General features: G+C 72.0%; 22 protein-coding genes. 12 read left to right on the forward strand and 10 right to left on the reverse strand.

Going from position 1 to position 22,932, the window contains the following annotated elements; translation table 11 throughout:
* Positions 1-5: 5 nt before the first annotated feature.
* The 5 genes from cysK to RGE_RS09820 all read left to right on the forward strand — a co-directional run bounded on the left by cysK (position 6) and on the right by RGE_RS09820 (position 6,495).
* Positions 6-998: a cysteine synthase A gene (gene cysK / locus RGE_RS09800; RefSeq protein ID WP_014428214.1), complete on the forward strand. Its 993-nt coding sequence runs from the start codon at positions 6-8 to the stop codon at positions 996-998.
* A gap of 2 nt (positions 999-1,000) precedes the next feature.
* The gene (gene epsC, locus RGE_RS09805; RefSeq protein WP_014428215.1) at positions 1,001-2,014 is read left to right on the forward strand and encodes a serine O-acetyltransferase EpsC; all 1,014 of its coding nucleotides are present in this window, start codon (positions 1,001-1,003) and stop codon (positions 2,012-2,014) included.
* Entirely contained in the window at positions 1,986-2,258 is a 273-nt protein-coding gene (locus RGE_RS09810) for a helix-turn-helix domain-containing protein (RefSeq protein WP_014428216.1), read from the forward strand. Before epsC ends, RGE_RS09810 begins: the two co-directional genes overlap by 29 nt.
* A 73-nt stretch (positions 2,259-2,331) precedes the next feature.
* The gene (locus tag RGE_RS09815; protein ID WP_148280156.1) at positions 2,332-5,091 is read left to right on the forward strand and encodes a transporter substrate-binding domain-containing protein; all 2,760 of its coding nucleotides are present in this window, start codon (positions 2,332-2,334) and stop codon (positions 5,089-5,091) included.
* 228 nt (positions 5,092-5,319) lie between these two features.
* Complete coding sequence (locus RGE_RS09820; protein WP_157781803.1) at positions 5,320-6,495, forward strand: hypothetical protein; 1,176 nt, start codon at positions 5,320-5,322, stop codon at positions 6,493-6,495.
* A 60-nt stretch (positions 6,496-6,555) separates the two neighbouring features.
* Here RGE_RS09820 and RGE_RS23155 read toward each other — a convergent pair whose 3' ends face one another.
* The 4 genes from RGE_RS23155 to RGE_RS24035 are packed head-to-tail and all read right to left on the reverse strand — an operon-like array spanning position 6,556 to position 10,845.
* Entirely contained in the window at positions 6,556-7,056 is a 501-nt protein-coding gene (locus tag RGE_RS23155; protein WP_014428219.1) for a hypothetical protein, read from the reverse strand.
* Positions 7,057-7,068: 12 nt separating this feature from the next.
* Entirely contained in the window at positions 7,069-7,758 is a 690-nt protein-coding gene (locus RGE_RS09830) for a C39 family peptidase (protein ID WP_014428220.1), read from the reverse strand.
* A gap of 10 nt (positions 7,759-7,768) precedes the next feature.
* Entirely contained in the window at positions 7,769-8,143 is a 375-nt protein-coding gene (locus RGE_RS23160) for a hypothetical protein (protein WP_014428221.1), read from the reverse strand.
* Between the two features lie 59 nt (positions 8,144-8,202).
* Complete coding sequence (locus tag RGE_RS24035) at positions 8,203-10,845, reverse strand: hypothetical protein (protein ID WP_148280157.1); 2,643 nt, start codon at positions 10,843-10,845, stop codon at positions 8,203-8,205.
* Between the two features lie 737 nt (positions 10,846-11,582).
* Here RGE_RS24035 and RGE_RS09855 point away from each other — a divergent pair.
* A complete protein-coding gene (locus RGE_RS09855) occupies positions 11,583-12,776 on the forward strand; it encodes a hypothetical protein (protein ID WP_014428224.1) in 1,194 nt (397 codons plus the stop codon).
* Positions 12,777-12,937: 161 nt separating this feature from the next.
* Positions 12,938-13,363, forward strand: coding sequence for a PACE efflux transporter (locus RGE_RS09860; protein ID WP_043785110.1), 426 nt, complete (start codon positions 12,938-12,940; stop codon positions 13,361-13,363).
* 3 nt (positions 13,364-13,366) lie between these two features.
* Here RGE_RS09860 and RGE_RS09865 read toward each other — a convergent pair whose 3' ends face one another.
* Complete coding sequence (locus RGE_RS09865) at positions 13,367-13,816, reverse strand: GFA family protein (RefSeq protein WP_014428226.1); 450 nt, start codon at positions 13,814-13,816, stop codon at positions 13,367-13,369.
* 90 nt (positions 13,817-13,906) lie between these two features.
* Here RGE_RS09865 and RGE_RS09870 point away from each other — a divergent pair, with 90 nt between their 5' ends.
* From RGE_RS09870 to RGE_RS09890, 5 genes are read left to right on the forward strand one after another with little or no spacing between them, the layout of a single operon-like run.
* Positions 13,907-14,239, forward strand: a complete 333-nt coding sequence (locus RGE_RS09870; RefSeq protein ID WP_014428227.1) for a c-type cytochrome — start codon at positions 13,907-13,909, stop codon at positions 14,237-14,239.
* Positions 14,236-15,516: an NAD(P)/FAD-dependent oxidoreductase gene (locus RGE_RS09875; protein WP_014428228.1), complete on the forward strand. Its 1,281-nt coding sequence runs from the start codon at positions 14,236-14,238 to the stop codon at positions 15,514-15,516. The genes RGE_RS09870 and RGE_RS09875 overlap by 4 nt, the downstream gene beginning before the upstream one ends.
* Positions 15,517-15,559: 43 nt before the next feature.
* Positions 15,560-16,897, forward strand: coding sequence for an FAD-dependent oxidoreductase (locus RGE_RS09880; protein ID WP_014428229.1), 1,338 nt, complete (start codon positions 15,560-15,562; stop codon positions 16,895-16,897).
* 3 nt (positions 16,898-16,900) lie between these two features.
* Positions 16,901-17,377, forward strand: a complete 477-nt coding sequence (locus RGE_RS09885) for a thiosulfate oxidation carrier protein SoxY (protein WP_014428230.1) — start codon at positions 16,901-16,903, stop codon at positions 17,375-17,377.
* Positions 17,378-17,387: 10 nt separating this feature from the next.
* A complete protein-coding gene (locus RGE_RS09890) occupies positions 17,388-17,723 on the forward strand; it encodes a thiosulfate oxidation carrier complex protein SoxZ (RefSeq protein ID WP_014428231.1) in 336 nt (111 codons plus the stop codon).
* A 4-nt stretch (positions 17,724-17,727) separates the two neighbouring features.
* Here the strand turns inward: RGE_RS09890 and RGE_RS09895 are convergent, their stop codons facing one another.
* The 5 genes from RGE_RS09895 to RGE_RS09915 are packed head-to-tail and all read right to left on the reverse strand — an operon-like array spanning position 17,728 to position 22,906.
* Positions 17,728-18,285 carry a nitroreductase family protein gene (locus RGE_RS09895; RefSeq protein ID WP_014428232.1) on the reverse strand — a complete coding sequence of 186 codons (558 nt, stop codon included), beginning with the start codon at positions 18,283-18,285 and terminating at the stop codon, positions 17,728-17,730.
* Positions 18,286-18,292: 7 nt separating this feature from the next.
* The gene (gene dmsD, locus RGE_RS09900; RefSeq protein WP_014428233.1) at positions 18,293-18,934 is read right to left on the reverse strand and encodes a Tat proofreading chaperone DmsD; all 642 of its coding nucleotides are present in this window, start codon (positions 18,932-18,934) and stop codon (positions 18,293-18,295) included.
* 23 nt (positions 18,935-18,957) lie between these two features.
* Entirely contained in the window at positions 18,958-19,806 is an 849-nt protein-coding gene (locus tag RGE_RS09905) for a dimethyl sulfoxide reductase anchor subunit family protein (protein WP_052310987.1), read from the reverse strand.
* Between the two features lie 2 nt (positions 19,807-19,808).
* A complete protein-coding gene (locus RGE_RS09910; RefSeq protein ID WP_014428235.1) occupies positions 19,809-20,435 on the reverse strand; it encodes a DMSO/selenate family reductase complex B subunit in 627 nt (208 codons plus the stop codon).
* Between the two features lie 11 nt (positions 20,436-20,446).
* Positions 20,447-22,906 carry a DMSO/selenate family reductase complex A subunit gene (locus RGE_RS09915; RefSeq protein ID WP_014428236.1) on the reverse strand — a complete coding sequence of 820 codons (2,460 nt, stop codon included), beginning with the start codon at positions 22,904-22,906 and terminating at the stop codon, positions 20,447-20,449.
* Positions 22,907-22,932: the final 26 nt, after the last annotated feature.

A 22,932-nucleotide genomic window follows, 5' to 3' on the forward strand; every position in this document is an offset into this window, starting at 1 on the left:
TCGCGATGACCCGCATCTACGACGACAACTCGCTGTCCATCGGCCGCACGCCGCTCGTGCGCCTGAACCGCATCACCGACGGCGCCGGCGCCACGGTGCTGGCCAAGATCGAGGGCCGCAACCCGGCGTATTCGGTCAAGTGCCGCATCGGCGCGGCGCTGATCTGGGACGCCGAGAAGCGTGGCCTGCTCGGCCCGGGCAAGGAACTGGTCGAGCCGACCAGCGGCAACACCGGCATCGCGCTGGCCTTCGTCGCCGCGGCGCGCGGCATCCCGCTGACGCTGACCATGCCCGAGACCATGAGCCTGGAGCGCCGCAAGCTGCTGCTGGCCTACGGCGCCAAGCTGGTGCTGACCGAAGGCGCCAAGGGCATGAAGGGCGCCGTCGCCAAGGCCGAGGAGATCGCCGCCAGCGACCCGAAGTACGTGCTGCTGCAGCAGTTCCGCAACCCGGCCAACCCGGCGATCCACGAAGCGACGACCGGCCCCGAGATCTGGGAGGACACCGAGGGCGCGGTCGACGTCGTTGTCTCGGGTGTCGGCACCGGCGGCACGATCACCGGTGTCTCGCGCTTCATCAAGAAGGCCAAGGGCAAGGCCATCACCTCGGTGGCCGTCGAGCCCGCGGCCAGCCCGGTGCTGAGCCAGGTGCGCGCCGGCGAGGAAGTGAAGCCCGGCCCGCACAAGATCCAGGGCATCGGCGCCGGCTTCGTGCCCGAGGTGCTGGACCTGTCGCTCGTCGACGTCGTCGAGCAGGTGACGAACGAGGAGGCGATCCACTTCGCGCGCCGGCTGACGCGCGAGGAGGGCATCATCTCGGGCATCTCCGGCGGCGCCGCCGCGGCGGTGGCGGTGCGTCTGGCGCAGCGCCCCGAGCACGCCGGCAAGACCATCGTCGTCGTGCTGCCCGACTCGGGCGAGCGCTACCTCAGCTCGGTGCTGTTCGAAGGCGTGTTCGACGCCAGCGGCCTGCCGCCGGCCGAAGCCAAGGCGGCCTGAGCATGGCCGCCCCGCACGACGACGCGGTCGCCGAACGGCCGGCCGCGGTGACGACGCACGCCCCGCCGACGCGCGCGGTGGCGGTCGAAGACGCTTCGCTGGACCTGGCCGGCATCGTCGCCGGGCTGCGCGCCGCACGCACGCGCTGGCGCAGCGCGCAGCAGCGGCCCGAGGAACACGGCCACCGCGAGCTGCCGTCGCGCGAGGCGCTGGCGGCGATCGTCGACGGCCTGCGCGGCGCGCTGTTCCCGCTGCGCCTGGGCCCGCAGGACCTGCGCCAGGAGAGCGAGGACTACTACGTCGGCCAGACGCTGGACCGCGTGCTGGGCTTGCTGCTGCAGCAGGCCCGGCTGGAACTGCGCTACCAGGCGCGCCTGGGCCGCGGCGACGAGGACGTCGACGCGCGTGCGCTGGCCATCGTGCGCGCCTTCGGCGCCGCGCTGCCGCGGCTGCGGGCGCTGCTGGACACCGACGTGCTCGCCGCCTTCCGCGGCGACCCGGCGGCGCGCAGCGTCGACGAGGTGCTGCTGTGCTATCCCGGCGTGCAGGCGATGATCCACCACCGCATCGCGCACGAGCTCTACGGCCACGGGCTGACGCTCCTGGCGCGGCTGGTGTCCGAACGCGCGCACGCCGAGACCGGCATCGACATCCATCCCGGCGCGACGATCGGCGAAGGTTTCTTCATCGACCACGGCACCGGCGTCGTCATCGGCGAGACGGCGCAGATCGGCCGCCAGGTGCGGCTTTACCAGGCGGTGACGCTGGGCGCCAAGCGCTTCGCCACCGAGGCCGACGGCAGCCTGCAGCGCGGCGGCGCACGCCACCCCATCGTCGAGGACGAGGTCGTCGTCTACGCCGGCGCGACCATCCTCGGCCGCATCACGGTCGGCCGCGGCTCGGTCATCGGCGGCAATGTCTGGATCACGCGCGACGTGCCGGCGGGCAGCCGGATCACGCAGGCGCTCACACGAGAGGCAGGAAACGATGACGGCATCGACGGCGCTGGCATTTGAGGCGCGGCACCTGCCGCACGAAGGCGTGGCCGAGCGTTTCGGCCGCACCGTGCGCCGGCTGCGCCAGGCGCGCGGCTGGTCGCAGGAGCTGCTGGCCGCACGCGCCGAGCTCAACCGCACCTACATGGGCGAGATCGAACGCGCCAGCGCGATGCCTTCGCTGCAGACCGCAGCCAAGCTGGCGCAGGCGCTGGAGGTGCCGCTGGCCGAGCTGATCCAGCGCTGCGAACCGCAGCTCGGCTGAGGCCCGCCGGCTCCCCCTCGATGGCGCACCCGGCTCCCGGGATCCGCACTACAGTGCGAGCAGGGGAGGCAGGATGGTCGCGTGGAGATCGTGGGCCGGCTGGGCCCTGTGCGCATGTCTGGCGCTGTGCACGGCCCACCGGCCGGTGCAGGCCGCGGCCGTCGGCGATCGTGTCGAGGCCGGCGACGTCGTCGCCGTCGGCCTGCTCGAACGTTTCCCGCCGTTCCACGAGTGGCGCGCCGATCAGGCGGCGCCCGCCGGCATGGACGTCGACCTTCTGGCCGAGATCTCGCGCCAGACCGGCCTGCGCTTTCGCTACGAACGTTTCGTCGAGTACCCGGCGCTGCTGAAGGCGCTCGCCGACGGCCGCATCCGGCTGGCGACGGCGATCGCGCAGACCCCCGACCGGGCGCTGACGCTGCGCTTCACCCGGCCCTATGCCTCGGTGCAGCAGGCTTTCGTCGGCCCGGCGGCCATCACCTCGGTGCCGGCCACGCCCGATCTGTCGGGGCGCCGCGTGGCGGTCACGCGCGGCTACGTCGCCGAGATCATCGCCGCCGAGCGTTTCCCGTCGGCCGCACGCCCGGCCTACGCCACCGTGCAGCAGGCGCTGGACGCGGTGCAGCGCGGCGACGCCGACTTCGTCTTCGAGGCCTTGCCGACGCTGCGGGCGCTGATCGCCGAGCGCCCCGACGCCGGCCTGGCGGTGCTGCGCAGCTACGGTTTCCCCGAAGGCCATCTGCGCCTGGCCGCCGACCTGCGCGACGCCGCGCTGGTGCGCCAGCTCGACGCGACGATCGCCGCGCTGGACCCGGCGTTCACCAAGGCGCTGCGCGAGAAGTGGCTGCCGCCCGCGCCGCTGGCGGCTGCCGCGGCCGCCCCGGCGCTGGACGTGGCGCCGCTGCGCGTGGGCTACCTGCCGGGCGACCTGCCGTTCACCGCCGAGGTGCGTCCCGGCGTCGCCGACGGCCTGGGCATCCGCATGATGACCGAGGTGGCGCGCCGCGCCGGCCTGTCGATCGCCTCGTTCTCGCCGATGGACCTGGCCAGCGGCCTGCAGGCGCTGGCCGACGGCCGGCTGGACGTGATGCTGGGCCTGACCGACATCGCCGAGCGCCGCGCGCGCATGACCTTCGTCGGCCCCTACCGCGCCAATCCGCTGGTGCTGATCAGCCGCCGCCAGTTCTCGGTCTGGGACCTGCAGCAGCTGTCGGGCCAGCGGCTGGCGATGATCCGCGGCTACTTCGGCACGCCCTACGTGCGCGCCGCCTATCCGAACGTCGACATCGTCGAATGCGCCGGCTTCGACGACTGCCTGGCGATGGTCGAACAAGGCCGCGCCGAGGCCTCGCTCTACGGCCTGCAGGGCGCCTACGCGCGCCTGGGGCCGCGTGCCGGCAGCACGCTGCACATCACCGGCACCGTGCCCGGCCTGTACGACGAGCACAACCTGGGCGTGTCGCTGGCGCGCGCGACGCTGGCGCCGCGGCTGCGCGACGCGCTCAACGCCGTGCTCGCCGAGGACATGCCGCGCATCGAGCGCGAGTGGGCCGAGGCCGAGCAGCAGGACCGCGTCGACTGGGCGCGCGTGCGTCTGTCGGCCTACGCCGCGGCCGCGGTGCTGGCCGCGATGGCGCTGGCCTGGTGGTGGCACAGCCGCGCGCTGCGGCGCGAGATCGAGCGCACCCGGCGCGCGCGCCAGGAAAGCGAGCAGTACCTCGCCTTCCTCGCGCACGAGGTGCGCAACTCGCTGCAATCGGTGAGCGGCGCCGTCGCACTGCTGCGCGGCTCCTCGCCGGGCCCGGCCGAGCAGCCGCTGCTGGACGTGCTGGGGCGCTCGTCGCGCGCCACGCTGGGCCTGCTGAACGCGCTGCTCGACCGCCACCGCCTGCACGAAGGGCAGCTGGCGCTGGAACTGCGGCCGGAGTCGCTGGAGCGCTGCCTGCGCGAGGCCGCCGAGGAGACGCGGCCGATGGCCCAGGCCAAGGGGCTGGCGCTGAGTTTCGAACGCCGCACGCCGCTGGACGGCTGGTGGCGGCTAGACGCGCTGCGCCTGCAGCAGGTGCTGCGCAACCTGCTGGTCAACGCGGTCAAGCACACCGACGCCGGCCAGGTGCGGCTGTCGGCGGGCCTCGAGCCCAGCGAGCGCGGCGAGCGCTGGCGCCGGCTGGTCGTCGCCATCGCCGACACCGGCGCCGGGCTGACGCCGGCTTCGCGCGAGCGTGTCTTCGAGCGTTTCCACACCGAAGGCGGCGACCGCCCGGGCAGCGGCCTGGGGCTGGCGCTCAGCCGCGACCTCGTGCGCGCCTTTGGCGGCACGATCGAGGTGCAGAGCCAGGCCGGCCAGGGCGCGACCTTCACGCTGGGCTTCGACATCGAGGCCGCCGACGCCCCGGCGCCGGCGCAGCCCGGGCAGGTCGACCGGGTGCTGGTCGTCGAGGACTCGCAGGTCTACGGCCTGCTGCTGCGCCAGGCGTTCGAGAACCGCGGCGTCGCCGTCGTGCTGGCCGAGACGCTGCAGGCCGCGCGCGCGGCGCTCGTCGCCTCGGTGGCCGGTGCCGGCGAGACGGCGCCGGCGCTGGACCTCGTGCTCTGCGACCGCTACGTCGGCGACGGCGAGGCCGGCGAGCTGCTGCGCTTCATGCGCGAGGCGGTGCGCCCCGGCGTGCGCCTGCCGCCGGTGATCTGCATGTCGGCCGAGCTCGAACCCGGCACGCGCGAACGCCTGCTGGCCGAGGGCGCGCACGAGGTGCTGCTCAAGGAGAGCGACGTCAAGGCCTTCGTGCAGCGGGTGCTGGCGCGTGTGGGGCGCTTCGCCGATACGGGCTCCTAGCCCGGCACCAGCGCATCCGCCGCTCCGATCCCCCGACTGTCGGCATCGTTCACGAATACCGCTGCTCTGTATCTGGCGTCCTCCCGCTTGCCGATGTTGCGACTGCTCGCGTGCCGTTAGCGTCGCCGCCTTCTGGACACGAAGGGACGGGAGCCTGTGCTTGTGATGAGAGGAACGGGAAGTGCAACGTGCCGTCATCGGGTCGGCGCTTGCATCGTGCTGGCGTCGATGACGCTGGCGACCATTTCGGCGCATGCCGCCACGCAAGACCTGCTTCGCAGGCCGGTGATGATGGGCAATGGCAAGGGCAAACTGCCGTACCCGCGTCCTCGTGTCGCCGACATGGCCGAGGCCTGGCAGCTGTCGCGATCCCTGGAGACCTTCGAGCTGCCGGTGCCGCCCAGCGCCGATCGCAGCCGTGTCTGGCGCCGCTTTGTTTCGTACGGCTGGCCGGCACCCCGTCTGGTGCCGGCTTCGTCGGCCGGTGATGGCGAGAGCGCGGTTGCGTACGATCCGTTCGCTTGGATCGAGTACTGGCGGCGCACGCAGGTGGAGCCGGCCCCGGGCGCCTCGACGGAGCGCATGTTTTCGGCGGCGCAACGCCGCTTCCTCAACTGCGAGACGGGCTGGCTGTCCGAGGGGGGCGTTCTTTACTTCGCCTCGCTCGACACGACGGGGCCCGCCTATCGGGTCGACAAGGTGGGCGTCCTCTCGTCCATCCGCATGGTCGAGTGGCTGGTGCACGACCCGGAGTACGTCGCCGAACTGCGCACGATCTGCGGTCCCGTGCTCGCGGCCTTTCACGGCGAACAAGAGGCGCGCCGGCGAATCGACGAACTGCTGGCCCGTGCCGCCGGGCAGGCGGCCGCTTTCGGCCTGCCCGAGCCGGCTTCCCCGCCGCTCCCTGCGCCGGCCGGGCCGGTAGCTGATGCCAAGGCGCGCATCCGCCTGTTCCAGCAGAACGGGCTGACCGGGGGCCTGACGAACGAGGCTGCGTGTCGCTCGGACGATGCGGCCGAGCAGGGCGGAGGGACCCTGACGGGGATGCTGGCGTCCCTGTTCCATGTCGCTTCCGACACCCGCATCGGCATGCCCGAGACCGCGACCACGCGCCGGCTGTCCGAACGCAGCCGTGCCGGCTCCAAAGCCTATTTCGTCGAACGCGAGATCACCGCCTGGGCGCCCGTGACCGTGGATTACGACCCGGACCACGGTGCTTCCGGTTCGAGCTGCACGCGGGGCATCGTGACCTTCGTCCCCGAGGCGGGCGCCGACTACGAGGCGCACCGGGACTCGATGGACTTCTGTCTGGTGTCTGTCGATCGCATCCTCCCCGACGGCAGCTTGCGGCCGGTCGCGGTGCAAGTTGCGGCGCCCCGGTGTCCACCGCAGGCGTCGAAGTAGCCGCGCAGAGTCGACCGGCGCGGCAAGCGGTCGTCGCCGGCTTGGGGCCGGCCCTGATGCTCAGCGCCGCAGCGAGTCGACCAGCGCGCCGCGCAGCGTCGCCTCGAAGCTCTGCGCCTTCATGATCTGCGCGCTGTTGACGGTGGCGTTGATCGTCGTGATGTGCTGGATGGCCTGGTTGTCCAGCGTGTTCTGCACCACCGCGCCGCCCACCGGCACCGAGATGCCGCCGCTCGTCAGGTAGCTGTTGCCGGGGCCGTTCTGCACCAGCGACACGCCCGGCAGCACCACCGGGCCGGACGCCGCGCCGGCGGCGAGCTGCAGCGTGGTCGTCGTCTTCAGCACGCCGTTGATGTAGACCGCGCTCTCGATGCCGAAGGCGATCGCCAGCCCGTCGTTCGTCAGGAAGCCGCCGCGGATGCGGTCGAGCTCGGCGTCGGCCAGGCGCAGGCCCGGCGCCGCGGGCTCGGCGACGGTCTGCGCGCAGGCCGGCTGCGCCAGGGCCAGCAGGCCGGACAAGGCGGCGGGCAGCAGGGCGCGCGGGGACAGCAGGGCGGGCATGCCGGTCTCCGCTCAGAAGTCGGACGAGCCGAGCTTGGGGAGCACCAGCGCGCCGAGCCCGTCGCGGTTGACGCCGTCGGCCATCGGCGCCTGCGCCACCAGCCCCCAGTCCGACGCGGCGTTGAACGAAGCGCGGTCCTTGTGGCTGGTGATGACGAACAGCACGCCGTTGACCCAGCTCGCCTCGAAACGCTCGCGTGTCGTCAGCTTGAGGCCGCCGGAGGGGTCGCCGATCAGCATGCGCTCGCCGCGCACGCCCTTGATGACGACGAAGTGGTTGTAGCCGCTCTCGTTGACCAGGGCGATCGCCGGCGCGCCGAAGCCGACGAGGCGGTCGATCGTCGCGCGGTAGCCGTTGGCCTCGTAGCCGTGGGCCTCCAGATAGCGCTTCATGTCCAGCAGCGAGAAGCCCTCGCGCCGGATCTTGTCGGCATCGCCGTGCACGAACATCTCCTCGAACACCGCCTGCTCCGGGACGGCACGCCCGTAGTGGAAGCTGAGCAGCGTCGACAGCGCGGCGGCGCCGCAGCTGTAGTCGTACTGCTGGCGCACCATGGCGCCGAAACGCCGCTCCTTCAGGCTCTGCACCGGCACCTGGTAGGCGCCGCTGATCTGCACCGGCAGCTCGACGCTGCCGGCGCGGGCAGCGGCCGCGGCCAGGCCGATCCAGGCGGCGAGCACGAGCGGGCGGATGCGGGTCATGGCGGCGGCCTCACTTGAGCTGGATGTTGAGGATCGTCGCGTTCTGGATCAGCACGTTGTTGCCGGTGTTCTGCACGACCATCGGCACGCCACCGGCGTTGGCGAACGAGCCGTCGGTGATGTAGTTGGCGCCGGTGCTGACGTTGACCGCCTGGTTCTCCGCCACCTGGCCCTGCAGCAGCATGTCGTTGTGCACCTCGGTGCCGCCGCGCCGGTTGGCCAGCGCCTCGTCGTCCAGCGGCTCCAGGCCGCCCAGGCCGGCCGCAGCCTGCGTCGCCGCCGGCGTTCCGGGCGCCGCGGCCGGTTCGGCGGCGGCTGCGCCGCCGGCGAGCGCGGCGCACAGCACGACGCCGAGGGCCGGTCGCGTCAGGGGAATCTTGCACATGGGAACTCCTGTGGACCGCATCGGGTGCCCGGGGCGCGTGCCCCGGGCACCCCGTCGGCTTAGGGGCCGACGGCCAGGTTGGCCTGGACGTTGATGCTCTGCTGCACCAGGTTGGAGACACCCGTCGACTGGGCGATCGTCGTGATGCCGGCCGCGCTCTGCGCCGTCGAGCCGATGCTGTTGGACATCGACCAGCTGCCGGCGTTGACGCTGTTGCTGCCGCCGGCGCCGCCCGCGCCCCCGACCGCACCGTTGCCCGCACCCGCGGCCAGCGTGCCGGCGTCGGCCGCGCCACCCAGGCCGCCCGTGCCCGAGCCGCCGGAGCCGCCCGCACCGCCGGTCGCGCCGGTGGCGCCGTTGCCGGCGGTCGCGCTGCCGTTGGAGGCCTGCGTCGACGAGCCGCCGTTGGTCGCGCTGCCGTTGCTGGCCGAGCCGCCGTTGCCGCCGTTGCCGGCGGTGCTGGTGGCGCCGGCGCCGGCACCGCCGGTGGCCGTCGTCGTGCCGCTGGTCGCCGTCACCGTGCCGCTGGTGCCGCCGGCTGCGCCGCCGGTGTTGCCGGCCGCACCGCCGGTGCCGGTCGTCGTGCCGGCGCTGCTCGTCGTCGTGCCGCCGGAGCTGGTGGCCGCACCCGCGGTGTTGGTGGCGCTGCCGCCGGTGCCGGTGGCCGCGCCCGCGGTGCTGGTCGAGCTGCCGCCGGTGCCGGTGGCTGCACCACCGGTGCCGGTGGAAGCGCCGGCCGTGCTCGTCGACGCGCCGCCGGTGCCGGTGGCCGAGCCGGTGGTCGCGCTGCCGGCGCCCGCCGTCGAGGTGCCGGAGCCGGCCGTGCCGGTGCCTGCGCCAGCGGTGCTGGTGCCGGCCGCGCCGGTGCCGGTGCCCGCACCCGCGGTGCCGGTGCCGGCCCCGGCGGTGCTGGTCGCCGTGCCGGTGCTGGTGCCCGCGCCAGCGGTGCTGGAGTTGGCGCCGCCGGTGCTGCTCGCGCTGCCGGTGTTGCTGCCGGTGGAGGCCGTCGCGCTGCCGCTGGTCGAGGTGCTCGAGCCCGCGGTCGCGGTGCCGGTCGCCTGGCCGCCCGTGCCGCTGGCCGTGCCGGTGGCAGCGCCCCCGGTGTTGGTCGCGGTGTTGGTGCCGCCGGCGGTGGCGCTGCCCGAGCCGCTGCCCGCGCCGCCGGAGCCGGTGGCCGCGCCGGCCGTCGCCGCGCCGCCCGTGCTGGTGCGCGGGCCGCCGGCGCCGTTGCCGATCGAGGCGTTGCCGCCGCCGGCCGCGGTGCTCGCGCTGGCGCCGCCGCCGGTGCCGGCTCCGGCACCGATCGCGCCGGGGTTGGCCGTCTGGCCCGAGGCCGCCAGGCCGCCTGCCGAGCCGTTGCTGGCGCTGCCGGCACCGCCGGTCGAGCCGTTGGTGGCTGAGGCGCCGCCGCTGGAGCTGCCGCCCGAGCGCGCGCCGGCGCTGCCGGTGCCCTGCGTGTTGCCGGCCAGGGCGCCGCCGCCGCTGCCGCCGGCCGCGCCGCCAGTGCTCGCCGTCGGGCCGTTCTGGCCGGACGACGCGCCGCCCGAGGCCGTGACCCCGCCGCCGTTGCCGGTGCCGGCGCCGCCCGCGGCCGTCGAGCCGCCGCCGTAGCCGGTGGCGCCGCCGCCGCTGGCGGTGGCGCCGCCGCCGGTGCCGCTGGCGCTGCCGCTGCTGCTGCTGTTGCTGCCGCCGGCGCCGCCGCTGCTGGCGGTCGACGAGTTGGCGAGGCCGCCGTTGGACGACGAACCGCCCGCGGCGCCGCTGGTGCTGGCGCTCGTGCTCGAGTTGCCGCCGCCGGTGCCGGTGGCCGCGCCGCCGTAGCTGGCGCTGCCGCCGGCGCTGCCGCCGGTGCTGTTCGACGAGGTCGTCGCCCCGCCGCCGTTGCCGCTGGCCAGGCCGCCCGCCGTGCTGACCGCACCGCTGCTGCCGTTGGCCGCGCCGCCGTTGGCGCTGACGGCGCCGCCGCTGCCGCCGGTCGTGCCCAGCGTGCTGCCGCCGAAGCCGCCGGCGCCGGCCGTGGCGCTGCCGTTGGTGGCACTGCCGTTGGTCGACGCGCCCGCGGAGGCGCTGCCGTTGTTGGCCGAGCCGCCGGCGCCACCCGCGCCGCCGGCGCCACCCGCGCCGCCCACGGCTCCGGCGCCGGTGCCGCCGTTGCCGCCGACGGTCGTGCCGCCCTGCACGCTGCCGCCGGTGCCGGCGCCGCCCTGGCCGCCGGCCGCGCCGTTGGCGTTGCCGGCGTTCGTCGCGATGTTGCCCAGGCCCGAGACGTTGTTGTTGGTCACCGTGCCGCTCAGCGAGCTGGTGGCGGTGGCCGAGCTGCTGTTGTAGGAGCCCGAGGTCGAGTTGGTCGCGCTCGCGCCGTTGTTCGCCGCCGCCGAGCCGGCGGCGGTGGCCGAGGCCAGACCGGCGTTGTCGCGGTTGGAGCCTTCGCTCTTGTTGTTGCCCTGGTCGGCGTTGCTGGTGTTCGTCGACTTGTTGTTGTTCTGGTCGCTGTTGTTCGTCGACTTGTCGTTGTTGGCATCGGTCGTTTGCGTCGCCGACGAATAGTCGTTGGCTTGCGGCCCGGTGCCGCCTTGCGTGGACTCCGACGATGCCGACGCCGACGAATCGCGGATGTCGGTATTGCTGGGGCTGGCTGCCGCGACGCCATAGGCGGCGGACAGGGCCAATGCAATTGAAGACGCCAAAAGCGTTTTGTTCATATGCTTTTCCTCGTTGGAAATTGATCGGGTGTTTCGAATCGGGAGCTGCGCGCTGGCCGCGACGTTCCCTTGTTCGTCTGCGCCGGGTGGCGATTGCCAGATGTGTTCATGAGGTCAATGTCGCTTCCCCCTTGTCTGTTGATTGGCAAATAGACGGTCTCTCCGAACGCCCGGGAAGGGCGCGGAAGCCTGGGTTCATGACGGATTCGCGGGCGCAGGACGCCACCGGCCTGGCGACCGGAGGCGCTGCTGATCCTTTTGAAATCAAGGCCCTGCGAGCGGCCGACGCGGTGGTCGGCGCACGCGCTGGGGCTCAGCCCGTGGCGTAGGGATGCCGCATGCCTTCTCTCCTCGATGCGGTGAATTCGCAAGTCGACGTCATCTGCGGGACGGTCTCCGCTTGCGTGTGCTGAAGGTAGGAGAAAGCAAGTGAGTTGCAACCCCCGTGACTCGGTGGCTAATTCGGTTGTTAGGGAAGTGGCCGATGCTTGTCATTCATTGCGCTGCGATTTGGTCAAACTTACTGGCGGCATTGAACGCGGCGGAAGCTCGCCGCCGAGGTCGTAACAAAACGCAAGGAGAGCGTCTTGATTCAGTTAATTGACCGCCCGCGACGCTGTTCGCTGATCGGCGGCACCGTTCTGGTGCTGTGCGTGAGCCCGGTACGTGCCTTGAGTCAGTCCGCCGCTGCGGCCGACTTACCGGAGCCGGCGCCGGTCCAGGGCCAACCCGATCCCATGAATGAACTGCGCCGGCGCATCGAGACGCAGCAGCGCCAGCTGGAGCTGCTCAAGCGCTCGCTGGCCGAACAGGAGGCCGGCCTGGCCGAGTTGCGGCGCGCCCTGGCCGATGCCGCGCTGGCCGGCTACCGCGGCGGCACCGGCGAGCCCGCGGCCGACGCGGCATCGGGTGCGGCGCCGCCCGCCACCGCGCAGGCCCAGGCGGCGCCGGTCCCGGGCGCGACGGTGCCGTCGGCGGCCGCACGTGCCGACGTCGTCAACACGATCTTCGATCAGCCCGGCGTGCTGACGCCGCGCGGCCGCTACTCGCTGGAGACTTCGCTTCAGTACGCCTACTCGTCGAGCAACCGCGTCGCGCTGGTCGGCTACACGGTGATCCCGGCGCTGCTGATCGGCCTGATCGACATCCGCGAGGTGCGGCGCACGACGCTGACGGCGGCGCTCACCGGCCGCTACGGCCTCAGCAACCGCTTCGAGATCGAGGCCAAGCTGCCCTGGGTGTACCGGTCGGACTCGAGCGTCGGCCGCGAGTACCTGCAGGGCTCGGCGACCGAGTCGCGGGTCTTCGACGCCCGCAGCCACGGCATCGGCGACGTCGAGTTCAGTGCGCGCTACCAGTTCAACGACGGCGGCATCGAAAAGCCGTATTACATCGGCAGCCTGCGGCTGAAGACCCGCACCGGCACCGACCCGTTCGAGGTGCTGACCTCCAAGACCGTCGTCGGCTTCCGCAACGACGGCATCCAGACCGAGCTGCCCACCGGCTCGGGCTTCTACGGCCTGCAGCCGGCGCTGACGGTGCTGTATCCCACCGACCCGGCGGTGTTCTTCGGCAGCCTCAGCTATCTGCACACCTTCAGCCGCAGCGGCATTTCGCGCCGCACCGACCAGGGGCCCGAGTGGCTGGGCCGCGTCTCGCCCGGCGCGATCCTCGGCTTCAACTTCGGCATGGGCCTGGCGCTCAACGAACGCAGCTCGTTCAGCATCGGCTACGACCATTCGTCGGTCGGCCGCACGCGGGTCAACGGCCGCGCGTCGGACGCCTCGGTGCGCGTCGAACTCGGCACGCTGCTGCTCGGTTATTCGCTGCGCCTGAGCCCGCAGCGCACGCTCAACGTCTCGCTGGGCGCCGGGCTGACGCGCGACACGCCCGACCTGACGCTGACGGTGCGCGTGCCGACCAACTTCTGAGCCCCCGCGGCGGGCCGGGTTGTGCCGCGCCCGCAGGCGGGCTTGCGCTAGAGTCGCGCCCGCTTCCGCAGCCCGCGGAGGCGGCCACAGGACGACCTCGATGGACCGGTTCACAGGGGACGGCCCCACACGCAGGAGTGCGTATGAACTGGATCCGGACGATGTCGCCCACCACCCGCCGCGTGGTGCAGGCGGTGCTCTACGAAGTCGGCGCGGTGGCCTTCGTCGGCCCGGCGCTGGCCTGGGGCTTCGAGCAGTCGATGAGCTCTTCGCTGGCGCTGGCGGTGCTGATGTCCGCCGTCGCGCTGGCCTGGAACTACGTCTTCAACGCGCTGTTCGAGGCCTGGGAGTCGCGCCAGCCGGTCAAGGGCCGCTCGGCCTGGCGGCGCCTGGTGCACGGCATCGGCTTCGAAGGCGGGCTGGCGCTGTGGCTGGTGCCGCTGGCGGCCTGGTGGCTGCAGACGACGCTGCTCGCGGCGCTGCTGGCCGAACTCGTGCTGCTGGCCTTCTTCTTCGTCTACGCGGTGGCCTTCACCTGGGCTTTCGACCGCGTCTTCGGCCTGCCGCGTTCGGCCGGCGGGGCCTGAGCTTCAGGGCTCGCCGACGAAGGGGTTCACGGCTTCGTATTCGGCCTGGGTCTTGCGCCGGTGCTCGCCGGCCAGCGACACCGACGCCAGTGCGCGGTCGGCGTAGACCTCCGAGCGCAGCGGCCAGCGCCGCGCGGCGTCGAACAGGCCGGGCATCAGCTCGTAGCTCGTCGGCTCGCCGCCTTCGGGCACGTCGCTGAACCAGAGGTGCGAACCGCAGCGCGGGCAGAAGGCGCGTTCGGCGAACGACGAGGAGCGGTAGCGCGTGACCTCGCCGCTCACCGTCACCGCCGAGGCCTCGGCCTCGAAGCAGAGGAACAGCCCGCCCGACCAGCGCTGGCACATGCGGCAGTGGCAGGCGCCGACCTGTTCCTCGTGTTCGCCGGCCAGGGTGATCGTCACCGCGCCGCAGAGGCAGCGGCCGGTGAGGGCAGTGGTGGAGGGTGATGGCATGGTGCGGCTCCTGAGCGTCGCGCGGGGCGGCAAACGGCGCGCCGGGATCTTGCTGCCAAAATGCCGCGCCTGTCGTCCCCACGAGCCCGCATGCCGCTCCTCGTCGATTTCGCCCGTCTGGCCCTGGCATGCACCCCTCTCGTCGCCGCCGCCTCCGCGCTGGCCGGCGCCACGCCGTCGCCGGATGTCTCGATGCTGGCCGGCGCCTGCGTCAACTGCCACCGCAGCGGGCCCGCGGCGGCCACGCCGTCCAGCATTCCCGCGCTGCAGGGCTACACCGAGGAGCAGCTGCGCCTTCGGCTCACGGCGCTGCGTTCCGGCCAGGTGCCCGACGCCACCGTGATGCCGCGCCTGATGCGGGCGCTCGGCGACGACGAGATCGCCGCGCTGGCGCGCTGGTTCGCCCAGGGGCCGGCACGATGAGGCCGCTGTCCCGTCGCGGCCTGCTGGGCCAGGCCGCCGCGGCCGGCGCCACGCTGGCGATGCCGGCACTCGTGCGCGCGCAGGGCGCTTCGGCGCGTGTCGTCGTCGTCGGCGGCGGTTTCGGCGGCGCCACCGCGGCGCGCCAACTGAAGCGGCTGGCGCCCCAGGTGCAGGTGACGCTGGTCGAGCCGGCGAGCCGTTTCTACACCTGCCCGTTCAGCAACCACTACCTCGCCGGGCTGCGCGACTGGGACAGCCTCGGCCACGGCTTCGATGGCCTGCGTGCCGCCGGCGTCGAGCTCGTGCAGGCGCTGGCCGAGGACGTCGACGGCGCGGCGCGCACGCTGACGCTGTCGACCGGGCAGCGCCTGGCCTGGGACCGCCTCGTGCTGTCGCCCGGCGTCGAGATGCGCTGGGGCGCGCTCGAAGGCTACGACGAAGCCGCCGCCGAGCTGGCGCCGCACGCCTGGAAGGCCGGGCCGCAGACGCAGCTGCTGCGCCGGCAGCTGCAGGCGATGGACGATGGCGGCGTCTTCGTGATGGCCATCCCCGACAACCCGTTCCGCTGCCCGCCGGGGCCTTACGAACGCGCGGCGCTGGTGGCGCACTACTTCAGGCAGCACAAGCCGCGCGCCAAGATCCTGCTGCTCGACGCCAAGGACAACTTCTCGAAGAGGGCGCTGTTCCAGCAGGGCTGGAAGGCGCTGTACGGCTCGATGATCGAGTGGGTCGGCCAGTCCGACGACGGCCAGGTGATGCGCGTCGACGCCAAGGCACGCAGCGTCGAGACCACCTTCGGCCGGGTCGTGAAGGGCGCGGTGCTCAACGTCATCCCGCCGCAGAAGGCCGGGCGCATCGCCGAGCGGGCCGGCGTCACCGACGCCAGCGGCTGGGTGCCGGTCAAGGCCGAGAGCTTCGAGAGCCGGCGTGTGGCCGGCATCTACGTCGTCGGCGACGCGACCGTCGCCGCGCCGATGCCCAAATCGGGTTTCGCCGCCAACATGCAGGGCAAGATGGCGGCCGCGGCGATCGCCGCCGAGTTCGCCGGCCGCGCGGCGCCGCCGGCGGCCTACGTCAACACCTGCTACAGCCTGGTCGGGCCGGATTACGGCATCTCGGTGGCCGGCGTCTACCGTGCCGAAGGCGGCCGCATCGTCGAGGTGGCCGATGCCGGCGGCGTCAGCCCGCTGGACGCCGGCCCCGCCTTCCGCGCCGCCGAGGCGCGCCACGGCGCCGCCTGGTACGAGGCCATCAGCGCCGACATCTGGGGCGCCTGAACGCGCCGCCGGACCACCACCGAACCCCGCAGAGGAGACCCGCATGAAACGACGCAACTTCCTGATCACGCCGCCGGCCGCCGCGCTGGCCGGCATCGCCGCGGTGCAGGGCCCGGCGCTGGCCGCGCCGGCCATCGTGACGCCGCAGTCGACGATCCTGCCGCGCGAAGGTGCCAGGCCGCGCATCGTCATCTGCGGCGGCGGCTGGGGCGGGCTGACCGCCGCGCGCTACCTGCGCGAGCTGATCCCGAACTCCGACGTCGTCGTGCTCGAGCGCAACGCGACCTTCTGGTCCGGGCCGATGAGCAACAAGTGGCTGCTCGACATCGTCGGCACCGACTTCGTCAACCACGACATGCTGCGGCCGGCCAACACCTACGGCTACAAGCTGCTGCAGGCCGAGGTCAGCGGCTTCGACCGCGAGCGCCGCCGCGTGCTCACCGCGCACGGCCAGGTCGAGTACGACTTCCTGATCCTGTCCGGCGGCATCCGCAACGACTACGAAGCCTGGTACGGCAACGACCGCCGCGCCATCGAGCACACGCGCACCCACTTCCCGTCGGCCTACATCCCGAACGCCGAGATGTTCGCGCTCAAGCGCAAGGTGCAGGAGTTCAAGGGCGGCACGCTGGTGATGACGTTGCCGCCGCCGCCGCACCGCTGCCCGCCGTCGCCGTACGAACGCGCCTGCCTGATCGCCTGGCACATCAAGAAGCACAAGATCCCCGGCAAGATCGTCATCCTCGACCCGAAGCCGCGCATCGCGCCGATCGGCATGGGCTACAAGGCGGCCTTCGAGGAGCTGTACCCGGACATCATCACCCACGTGCCCAACGCCAAGGTGCAGGAGGTGGACCCGTTCGCCAAGCGCATCAAGACCGCGGCCGGCGAGTTCCGCTTCGACGACGCGATCCTGATGCCGCCGCACCAGGCGGCCGACATGGTCTGGAACGCCGGCCTCATCGGCCAGGACGCGGCCGGCAAGCCCACCGGCTGGGCCGACATGCACCCGCGCCTGTTCCACGCGCGCAGCGACGACCGCGTCTACTTCGTCGGCGACCTGATGGGCGCGATCTCGGACCAGTTCGGCCACTACCCGAAGAGCGGCCACGTCGCCAACTACGTCGGCCGCATCGTCGCGCAGAACATCGCCGAGCGTGTCGCCGGCAAGCCGGTCGTCGCGCGCCTGCCCGACAACCTCTGCTACATGATGGTCAACGCCGATCCGCAGGAGGAGATCTCGGTGAAGTTCGAGTACGAGGTCGACGCCACCGGCAAGGTCATCCAGACGCAGATCGACATGGACGTGCGCAACCAGGAGATGGTCCAGGAGGACTTCGGCTGGATCCGGCAGAAGTTCCAGGACTTCCTGGCGATCTGAACGATGAAACGACGCGACTTCGTTCTGCGCGGGGCCTCGCTGGGCGGCGCGCTAGCGCTGCCGGCGGCCGCCGGTGCCGCCCCGGGCGCCGCGCCGGCCGGGCTGCTGGCACCCGACCCGGCGGGTTTCCGCCAGGCCGTCGAGAACTTCGTCGGCGGCGCCACCGTCGTCGAGGACGGCCTGCTGCTGGAAGTGCCGGCGCTGGGCGACAACCCGGCCGCGGTGCCGGTCAAGGTGCGCGTCACGCGGGCCATCACCGAGCAGCTCTATTGCGAGGAGATCGTCGTGCTCGCCGACCTGAACCCGGCGCCGCTGGCCTGCCGCTTGCGCTTCACGCCGGCCACCGGCACGGCCGAGGCGGCGTTTCGCATCCGGCTGAGCCAGAGCCAGACCGTGCACGCGCTGGCGCGCATGAGCGACGGCCAGGTCCTGGCCGCGCGCCAGGCGGTCGAGGTCGGCTCCAGCGGCTGCGGCATGTGAGGACGCCCTGATGGCCGCCCCCCCGCGAATCTGGATCAGCAACCCCCGCCCGGCGCCCGGCGAGATCGTGCGCGTGCGCGCCCAGGTCGAGCACGTGATGGAAAGCGGCCTGCGCGCCGACCCCGAGGGCCGGCTGCGGCCACGCGACATCGTGCGCCGTTTCGAGGCGCGGCTCGGCACGACGCTGCTGCTCATCTGGGAGCCCGGCATCGCCATCGCCCAGAACCCCTACATCGAGTTCACCTTCGTCGCGCGCCACGGCGGCGAACTGCTGCTCAGCTGGGCCGACGACCGGGGCGCGACGCAGGAGGTGCGCAGGCCGATCGAGCTGAAGCCGGCCGGCTGAAGGTTCAGGCCCAGTCGCTGAGCCGCGGCTTGCTCGGCGCGTCGGGCCGCGCGCGCCCGGGCGTCGTCGGCGTGCCGCAGACCACCCAGGCCACCAGCCGTTCGCCCGGGCCGCAGAACGCGGCCTGAACGGCGGCGTCGTGCACCGAGTCGCCGCTGAGCAGCTTGGCGCCGAATCCCATCAGGTGCAGCGCGTCGAGCAGGTTCATCACGGCCGCGCCGACACTCATCCACTGCTCGTGAGGCGGCACTTCGGCGACGTCTTCGCGAACCTGGGCGACGACGGCCAGCAGCACCGGCGCCTTGGCCGCGTGGTGCGGCGCGCGTTCGACTTCGGCGGCCGGCGCACCGCGCCGCGTCGCGGCGGCGGCGAAGAGTTCGCCCAGCCGCGCACGCTGCCCGGCGCCGACGAGCACGAAGCGCCACGGCGCCAGGCCCAGGTGGTCGGGCGCACGCGCCGCGAGCGCGACCGCGTGTTCGAGCTGGGCGCGTGTCGGCCCTGGCGCGGCCAGCTGGCGCGGGCCCTGCGAGTAGCGCGTCGCCAGCGATTCGAGCAGATCCATCACGGCCTCAGGCATCGGCGCCCGGCTCGGGCAGGGCCAGCAGCCTGCGCGCCTCGGCCAGCGTCAGCCGGGTCAGCGTGACGAGACCGCGGTAGAAGCCGTTCGTCGTCGCGTCGTTCAGCGCCTGCAAGTAAGGCCCGGACCAGCTCAGCAGGTGGTCGGCCAGCAGCGTGCGCAGCGCCGCCTCGCGGCCTTCTTCGGCCAGCAGCGCGGCGGCCCAGAACAGCAGGCCGATGTGGTCCTCGGGTTCGTTCTGGCCCGAGTCCAGCGCCACGCCCTCGGCGGCGAGGAAGTGCTGCAGCGCCTCGGTCGTCTCGCCGAACAGCGTGCCTTCCTCTTCCAGGTAGACCGAGCCCCAGGGCGGGGCCGGCAGCTCGTCGGGGCCGATGAACAGGCGCTGGTGCTCGCGCTTGAGCGCCTGCTGAGCCTCGGGGCTCACCAGCGCGGCGCGCATCGTGTCGCCGATCGCCTGCAGCGTGCCGGGCTCGCCGACCGGCCACAGCGAAGCCAGGTCGCCGCGCGCGATCAGCTCGATGAAGGGCCGCACGCTGGTGTCGTCGGGTGCGCGGTAGAACAGCGCGCCCAGCACGCGGGCGCTGGCCGCGAACTCGGCCAGGCTCATCGTGGTGTCGGGGTTGCGGGGCGTCATCGCCAGTCCTTTCGACGGCCGTCTCAGCGCAGGCCGACGGTCATGTGCAGGTTGTAGAAGACGCCGCGGCCGACCATCTCGCCGAGCATCAGCAGCCCGCCGTAGGCCAGCCCCGTCTGCAGGCTCAGCGCCTGGCCACGCAGGCTGGCGCGGACCCACAGGCCCAGCACCGAGAACAGGATCACGAAGCGCAGCGCCATCAGCGCGGCGTAGTCGGGTGTCAGCGCCGAGGCCTGCTTGATCGACGAGGCGATCGACGCCAGGCCGTTGGCCTGCGTGATCGTCAGCAGCACCGCCAGGCCGACGGCCAGTGCCGCCAGTTTCAGCGGCCCGTGGCGCAGGAAGCCGCGCTCGATGCCCGCCGCGGCGAACAGCGCCGCCGCCACCGCACCGCCGCCGATCAATGCGGTCAGCACATAGGCCAGCGGCGTCAGCGGCGTGTTCCAGGTCGGCACCGTCGGCATCAGATAGAACGAACACATGCCGTAGAGGAAACCGGCGCACAGCAGCAGCGTCAGCCAGTGCAGGCGGTTGCGCAGCTGCACCGTGGCGAGGTTCTTCCAAGCCAGATACCAGGTGACGATGCCGGCGCAGGCGAACAGGCTGCCGAACACGACCTCGTTGGAGAACGCGGCCGCGCCGAAGCGGAAGCTTGCGTTGATGAAACGCGCCGGCGAGCCCAGGTGGAAGGCCGCGCAGCCGAAGCCCACCGCGACCAGCGCCCAGACGACGATCATGCGTTTCTCCAGCGCGTGGCGGCGCTCGGGGTCCAGGCCCCCGGCCATCAGCGCCGCGAAACACCACCAGAACGCCCCCATCGCCGTCTGTGCGATGACGGTGAACAGGACCAACGGCCATTCATGCCAGCCCATGATCAAACCTCCCTCGGGTTGCCCAGGAATCCGCTGCGGTCGCCACAGGGGCGGGCGTTCGAACTCGGGTGGATGACGATGCTCGGGTGCGTGAACTTCGCGTCCGGCAGTGGCGCGACGGCGGCCAGATCGCCGTACTTGGCGCGCAGCTCGGCGATCGGGCCGAACTCCAGCGCGCGCAGCGGGCAGGCGTCGACGCAGACCGGCTTCTTGCCGACGGCCACGCGTTCGGCGCAGCCATTGCACTTGGTCATGTGGCCCTTGCGCTCGTCGTACTGCGGCGCGCCGTAGGGGCAGGCCATGCGGCAGGACTTGCAGCCGATGCAGACGTTCTCGTTGACGGCGACGAGGCCGTCCTCGGCCCGCTTGTGCATCGCGCCGGTGGGGCAGACCTTGGTGCAGGCCGGGTCGGCGCAGTGGTTGCAGGAGATCGACAGGTAGTAGGCGAAGACGTTGTTCGTCCAGGCCTCGCCGTCGGCTTGCCAGTTGCCGCCGACGTACTCGTAGACGCGGCGGAAGTTCACGTCGGCCGGCAGGTCCTTGTAGTCCTTGCACGCCAGCTGGCAGGTCTTGCAGCCGGTGCACTTGGCCGAGTCGACGTAGAAGCCGTATTGGGGGGTGGTGGCCATGTTGCTGCTCCTCAGATCTTCTCGATCTGGACCCGGTTGGTGTGCTGCGGGTTGCCCTTGGCCAGCGGCGAGGGACGCTGCGAGGTCAGCACGTTGACGCTGCCTTCGGTGTCCTGTCCGTTGGCGTCGAACTTGAACCAGATGCCCTGTTCCATCGAGGCCACGCCGGGGATGATGCGCGGCGTCACCTTGGCTTTGATGCGGGTGTGGCCGCGGGCGCTGGTGACACGCACCAGGTCGCCGTCGTGGATGCCGCGGGCCTGGGCGTCGATCGGGTTGATCCACACCGCGTCGGCGACGGCGGCGCGCAGCACGTCGAGGTTGTGGTACGTCGAGTGCGTGCGGCCCTTGGGGTGGCGGCCGTAGAGCTGCAGCGGGTAGGTCTTGCACGCCTCGGTGTCCTCGTAGCCCTCCCAGGTGGCCACGTACTGCGGCAGCGGCGTGATGACGTCACCCGCGGGCAGCTTCCAGGTGGCGGCGATCTCGGCCAGGCGCTCCGAGTAGATCTCGATCTTGCCCGACGGCGTCTTCAGCGGGTTGGCCTCCGGGTCGGCGCGGAACTTGGACAGGCCGATGCCTTTGCCCTGCGGCGCGCGGCGCTTGATCATGCCCATCGCGCGCGCTTCGCCCAGCGTCTCGGGCAGGTCGGGGTCGGCCTCGCGCATCTTCACGTAGGCCTCCTGCAGCCACTGCTCGAAAGGCTTGCCTTCGGTGTAGTCCTGCTCGACGCCCAGGTGGCGCGCCAGCAGCGTGCAGATGTCCCAGGCCGACTTGCACTCGAACAGCGGCTTGATCGCCGGCGACAGGAAGATCGGCCCGCCCATCTCGCCGACGGCGTAGCCGTTGCTGACGATGTCGCTGCCTTCGAAGTTGGTGATGTCGGGCAGCAGCACGTCCGCGTAGCGCGCGGTCGGCGTCATGTGGTTCTCGATCACCAGGATGAACTCGCACAGCGACTCGTCCTGCAGGATGCGGTGCGTCGCCTGGATGTCCGAGTGCTGGTTGATGGTCGTGTTGCTCGAGTAGTTCCAGAGGAACTTGATCGGCTGCTCGAGCTTGTCGGCGCCCTTGATGCCGTCGGCCAGCGCCGTCATCTCCTTGCCGCGCGTGATCGCGTCGGTCCACAGGAAACACGGGATCCTCACCTTGACCTTGTTGGCCGGCATCTTCAGCTTGGGCACCGGGTAGCCGTAGGAGCCCGGCTCCTCGCCGATGTTGGTGCCCGGCAGGCCGATGTTGCCGGTCAGGATGGGCAGCATGCAGACCGCACGCGCGGCCTGCTCGCCGTTGGCGTGTCGCTGCAGGCTCCAGCCCTGGGCGATGAACGCCGGCTGGGCGGTGCCGATCTCGCGCGCCAGCTTGACGATGCGCGCCTCGGGGATGCCGGTTATGCGCGCCGCCCACTCGGGCGTCTTGGCGATGCCGTCGGGGCCGTCGCCGAGGATGTAGTCCTTGTACGAGCCGTTGGCCGGCGCCGAGGCCGGCAGGGTCGTCGCGTCGTAGCCGACGCAGTAGGTGTCGAGGAACTGCTGGTCGACCAGGTCTTCCTTGATCAGCACCCAGGCCAGCGCGTTGACCAGCGCGGCGTCGGTGCCCGGGCGGATCGGGATCCACTCGTCTTCCTTGCCCAGCATCGAGTCCGAGTAGCGCGGGTCGATGAAGATCGTGCGCACCTTGTTGCGCCGGCGCCATTCGTTGACCTGGTAGGTCTCGCCGCCGCCGCTCATGCGCAGCTCGCCGGGGTTGTAGCCGAAGAAGACGGCCAGCTTGGCGTTGCCGATCTCGCGGGTGTAGCTGCACTCCGAGCCGTAGCCCTCGCCGTAGGTGAAGGGCAGCGCGAAGCGGATCTGGGCGGTGCTGTAGGTGTTGTAGAACTCGAGATAACCACCGATCACGTTCAGGAAGCGGTGGCAGGAACTGCGCCCGGCCATGTTGTAGCCGGTGCTGCCCGATCCGTACTGGTAATAGATCGATTGGTTGCCGTAAGTGTCGATCGTGTGTTTGAGCTTGTCGCCGACGATCTTGATCGCTTCGTCCCAGGAGATGCGTTCGAACTTGCCTTCGCCGCGTTTGCCGACGCGTTTCATCGGGTACTTCAGGCGGTCGGGGTTGTAGACCCGGCGGCGCGCCGAGCGCCCGCGCAGGCAGGCGCGCACCTGGTGCTGGCCGAAGGTGTCGTCGCCGCTGCCGTGGTTGTCTTCCTGCGAGATCCAGCGGATCGCGCCGTTGACGACGTGGCACTTCAGCGGGCAGCGGCTGCCGCAGTTGACGAGGCAGGCGTTCCAGGCGATCTCGCCTTCGGGGGCGCCGATCTGCTCCAGGCCCCTGGCGATCGAGGTCTTCATGAAGGGCAGCCCGATGCCGGCGCCCACCGCGCCCAGGCCGACCAGCCCTGCCACCTTCAACATCGACCTCCGGCTGAGTCCGCTGGCGCGGCCGAGGCCTTCTTCTTTTGTCGATTGCTCGCCCATCTCGTTCCTTCCGATTGCCGGGCGTG

The sequence above is a fragment of the Rubrivivax gelatinosus IL144 genome (assembly GCF_000284255.1).
In the GTDB taxonomy this organism is placed as follows: domain Bacteria; phylum Pseudomonadota; class Gammaproteobacteria; order Burkholderiales; family Burkholderiaceae_C; genus Rubrivivax; species Rubrivivax gelatinosus_A.